The sequence below is a fragment of the Acidimicrobiia bacterium genome, assembly GCA_029210695.1.
Lineage (GTDB): Bacteria > Actinomycetota > Acidimicrobiia > Spongiisociales > JAHEDJ01 > JAHEDJ01.
This window is the reverse complement of record JARGFH010000008.1, coordinates 1-4,745: the sequence shown is the minus strand read 5'-3', so window position 1 is coordinate 4,745 and position 4,745 is coordinate 1. Positions and strand designations below refer to the sequence as shown.

The 4,745-nt window shown below is 63.0% G+C and carries 5 protein-coding genes; 4 read left to right on the top strand and 1 reads right to left on the bottom strand.

The genetic code is table 11. The features are described 5' to 3' along the window. A partial coding sequence (locus P1T08_04020; GenBank protein ID MDF1595253.1) for a hypothetical protein occupies positions 1-360 on the bottom strand: 360 nt, incomplete at its 3' end. Between the two features lie 75 nt (positions 361-435). Here P1T08_04020 and P1T08_04015 point away from each other — a divergent pair. From P1T08_04015 to P1T08_04000, 4 genes are read left to right on the top strand one after another with little or no spacing between them, the layout of a single operon-like run. Further along, the gene (locus tag P1T08_04015) at positions 436-2,349 is read left to right on the top strand and encodes a histidine kinase dimerization/phospho-acceptor domain-containing protein (protein MDF1595252.1); all 1,914 of its coding nucleotides are present in this window, start codon (positions 436-438) and stop codon (positions 2,347-2,349) included. 54 nt (positions 2,350-2,403) lie between these two features. Further along, positions 2,404-3,654, top strand: coding sequence for a cysteine desulfurase-like protein (locus tag P1T08_04010; protein MDF1595251.1), 1,251 nt, complete (start codon positions 2,404-2,406; stop codon positions 3,652-3,654). 47 nt (positions 3,655-3,701) lie between these two features. Beyond that, positions 3,702-3,989, top strand: coding sequence for a hypothetical protein (locus tag P1T08_04005; protein ID MDF1595250.1), 288 nt, complete (start codon positions 3,702-3,704; stop codon positions 3,987-3,989). Between the two features lie 42 nt (positions 3,990-4,031). After that, positions 4,032-4,700 (top strand): hypothetical protein, encoded by a 669-nt coding sequence (locus P1T08_04000; GenBank protein MDF1595249.1) that lies wholly within the window; start codon positions 4,032-4,034, stop codon positions 4,698-4,700. Positions 4,701-4,745 lie beyond the last annotated feature (45 nt).

Here is a 4,745-nt window from a genome sequence, read left to right as displayed (position 1 = left end):
CTGGTCCGGCAACACCTGGTCCGGCAACACCTGGTCCGGCAACACCTGGTCCGGCGTTAGCTGGGACGGGAACACCTGGAGCGGGAACACCTGGAGCGGGAACACCTGGTCCGGTGTCAGCTGGGACGGCAACACCTGGTCCGGCGTTAGCTGGGACGGGGTCAGCTGGGATGGGAATACCTGGTCCGGCGTTAGCTGGGATGGGAATACGTGGTCCGGCGTTAGCTGGGATGGGAATACCTGGTCGGGCAACACCTGGTCCGGGAACACCTGGTCGGGCAACACCTGGTCCGGGAACACGTGGTCGGGCAACACGTGGTCCGGGAACACGTGGTCCGGGAACACGTGGAGTGGGAACACCTGGTCGTAGCGGAGTACGCTTGAGAGCCACCTGAAGGGGCCGACAGGGGCAGAAAAGGAGCCCCGGCCTAACCCATGCTCTCGAGGCTACGCCAACACCCAACCAGGAACACCTGGGCGATCACAGGCCTGATGGCCACTGCGAGCGGAATCATGTTGATTCCGCTCGCCGGTTCGTCGATTCCCCTCGGCGCGCCGTTCGAGGTCAGTTGGTGGGTCCTGGCAATACTCTTCGCCATCGTCGAACTCGGCGGCATCCATATCTCAACGCGCAGGGGAGCACATACGCTGACCCTGGCGGAGTTGCCTCTGGTACTCGGTCTGGCGGCTTCAGCACCATTGGCGATCGCCCTCGCACGGGTGATCGGGCTGCTGGGCACTCTGTCGTGGGTTCGCTGGCAGAACTCACTCAAGCTGGCCTTCAATACCGCCAATGCTTTGTTCGGCACCGCGCTGGCCGTTACGACCATGCTGGCCGTAGTTGGGGAGGCGGCCATCACCGAACCCCGCGGATGGCTGGCGCTGGCGACCGGAGTGACGGTCGAAGGGGTCGTGTCCGGGTTGCTGGTGGCGATCATCATCGCCACCAACGACGCCGACCGGCGCTTCGCGGACATCATCGGCGGGCTCACGGTCTCCTGGTTGATGAGCCTGGCGACTGCCGCCGTCAGCATCCTCGTCTTCATCGCACTTGCGCAGAGCATATGGGCCATCATCCTCGGAGTCCTGGTCGTTGCCGGCCTGGTCTTCGCGGCCAAGATCTACGGCCGGCTTCACAGCCGTCATGAGGAGTTGACTGCCGTCTTCGGTCTCACTCAGGCGATCGAGGGGCCGCTCAGCACTCAGGAGATCGTTGAGCGGGTCTTGCTGGAATCCGGTCGACTGCTCCGGGTCGACTCCGCCGAGTTCCTGCATCACGACAGTTCGATGCAATGGATGCGAGCGGTGCTCAAGCCGGACGGTTCCATCGAAGTGAGCGCGGTTCCCGAGCAGCCGGCTCGTCAGGTCGTGGCAGCGCTCGGGCATCATGTTCTGGCCCTCGACGGCGACATCCCCGAGCCGATCGCCGCCTGGCAGCAACTCGGTGGCATCAGCAACGGGGTCATCTCACCATTGGTGTCGGGGGGGACAACTGTGGGGGCACTCATGGTGGGCGATCGGCCCGGACCACTCAGCCAGTTCTCCGAGGACGATCTCAGCTTGCTCAGCACGTTCAGCGGTCACGTGGCCGCCAAAATCGACCAGGCGCTCACGGAAGAACAACTCCGGCGCGAAGTCGAGGAAAAGCATCAGATCATCCGTTCGAAAGACCAGCTCATCGCCGCCGTCAGTCACGAACTGCGTACACCGCTCACCGGGATTCTCGGCTTCGCTGAGACTCTCCGGGACCACGGGGACACACTCGACGCCGAGATCACGGCAGAAGCAATCGCGTCGATCGCCAACGAGTCGACCGATCTGGCCAACATCGTCGACGACCTCCTCACCGCGGCCCGGTACGAGCTCGGGGCACTCACGGCTCACAAAACCCCGAACGATCTGGCGGTGATCGCCGAACGGGTCATTGAGGCAACTGCCTCCCGCATCGACACCGCGATCGAGGCTGAGCTCCTCCCGGCCATGGCTACCGTCGACGGACCGCGGGTGCGCCAGATCCTCAGAAACCTCATCACGAACGCAGGGCGCTACGGCGGCGATCGCATCATTGTTCGAACCACCAGGACTAACGGGGTTGCAGGAGTTGAAGTTCGCGACAACGGCTCCGGCATCGGAGACGCCGATCCTGAACGGATCTTCGCTCCTTACCAATCCGCCCATGAGCCCGGCACCCAACCGGGTTCGGTCGGGCTCGGCCTCACCATCTCGCGACACCTTGCCCGACTCATGGGTGGCGATCTCACATTCAGGCGCGAGGAATCATGGAGCGTCTTCTCGCTCGCCTTTGATGCTCTTCCTGAGCATCCGGTGCCCCCGGCGGAAGCAGGCTGAAGATCCTGAAGGCGCTGTATCGTTGGTCCGTACTACTTCCCGGGAGGCTTCACCGTGCGACTCGATCCCGTAGCGCTTCGCTCCAGGTTTCCGGCCCTCGATCGGCAACAGGGCGGTCGCCCGGTTGTCTGGGCCGATGGGCCCGGCGGGACTCAAGTTCCTGAATCCGTCATCGACGCGATGAGCGGAGTTCTGCACAGGGGCGCCAGCAACCACGGCGGGTTCTTCTCGGCCAGTGCAGAGTCCGACTCGCTCCACGAGAACGCCCGAGCCGCAGTCGCCGACTTGCTCGGCTCCTCTCCAACCGAGATCGCCTTCGGCCAGAACATGACCAGCATCACCTTCGCCCTGAGCAGAGCAATCGGCAAGACCTGGTCGGAGGGCGACGAAGTGGTGGTCACCCGATTGGACCACGATGCCAACGTCACCCCCTGGGTGCTGGCGGCCCGCGATGCAGGCGCGACGATCCGGTTCGTTGACATCGACGTGGAAACCGCAACCCTCGACATGGAATCGCTCGAGTCGGCGGTCGGCCATAAAACGAAACTCGTCGCGCTCCCTGCGGCTTCGAACGCGGTGGGCAGTTTGGTTGATGTCGGGCGCGGCGCGGCGATCGGCCACTCCGCAGGTGCCCTCATCTTCGTCGACGCCGTCCACTACGCCCCCCACGGTCCAGTTGATGTTCGGGCTTTCGATTGCGACTTCCTGGTCGCGTCCGCCTACAAGTTCTTCGGGCCCCACACGGGAATGTTGTTTGGCAAGCACGAGCTGCTCGAACGCTTCGACGCCTACCGCCTCCGGCCGGCTCCCTCCGAAAGCCCCGGCAAATGGGAAACCGGAACGCAGAGTTTCGAGTCTCTGGCCGGAGTCATCGCCGCAATCGACTACCTGGCCTCGATCGGCGCCTCGCTCACCGACGGTGGCCGATCAATCGGGTCCCGTCGGGGGGACCTCATGACGGCGATGGCCGCCACCCGGCAATACGAGCAGATGCTGTCGCGACGGTTTCTCGACGGCGTGGCGCGGATTCCGTCCGTCCGTGTGTACGGCATCACCAAGGGAGACCCTCTCGAACGCACTCCCACGTTCGGCATCTCAGTCGACGGTGTGCATCCGGATCGAGTCGCGGCAGCCTTCGGAGCTGAGGGCATCTTCGTGTGGAGTGGCGATTACTACGCCGTCGAACCGATTGCCGCGCTCGGGGTGGCCGACACGGGCGGCCTCGTTCGAATCGGCTTCGTCCACTACAACCTGCCCGAGGAAGTGGACCGGGTGATCGAGGCACTCGAACGCATTGCAGGCTGACGAGGAATTCCTTGCCTGCGGCGGGTAGGGCGCCGATACGAAGAGGGATGCGATTCCGAATCACTATCTCGACCGTTCTCGTCGCCGTGACTACTGCAGCCTGCGGTGCCTCATTCGATGTCGAGCTGATGGTGCCTTTCGAGGCACGCTGGCAGTGCGACGTGCAACGTTCGGTGTATGAAGACCTCGACAACCTCAGCGGGACGTTCGACGAGCGGCTGGCCGGGAATGGGCTGACCGCCGAGATCTACCGTGAGTTCAAAGACGCATTGACCGATGATGTCGAACTCAGAACCAGAGTCCTCGCCGAGTATGAGGCCTACTGCAATGGTTGAATCGCGTTCAAGTTCCATCCCACTAGTTGCCGATACACCTGTATGAAACCTCGTCTTGTTTTGGCAGTCGGCATAGTGATGGTCTTCGCAACCGCGGCCCCCGCGCTTGCTGCCGGCAAGCCGGCGAAGATCGAGGCGCAGACCAAACAGACTGCCGCGGTGATCGCCGGAGACTCAGCATGGGTGACAATCGACTGGTTGGCTCGCGATGGCGACGCGCAAAACTTCCAGGTCACGGTGGCGAAGATCGACGACGGCGTCGACTACTCCTACCCGACCAACACCGGCAGCTATACGTCCCTCTGGGCAGATGACCTTCTCAGCGAGAACGAGATCGATTTCACCGCCATCAAGCTGACCGTTCCCTACGACGGACGCAGGCACCTCAACCTCCAGCTCCTGGTTACGTACGAAACGGATGGCGCCACACAGGAGAAGAAGGTCGAGATCCTGGTGCCGATCGTTACCTACTCGGGTGAGGATCTCCAACAGGTGACATCCGACCTGGGTGCTATCGATGCGTCTTCGAGTAACTGGGTCGACGTGCAGTACGCCGGTTTCGCTCCCGTCCTCGATGCGTTTTCGGTGACGGTCGTCGACTCAGGCGGCCTGGCGATCGTGTATCCGGCCGGTGGAACCTCGACGAGCCTTGTCCATGACGCCACGCTTGAAGACAACGAAACCGGCTCATCGGATTTCAGCGGGGTGTGATGGTGGCGAGTAGATTCCAGTTGGGTTTTCCGGCGTAGAGGAGGG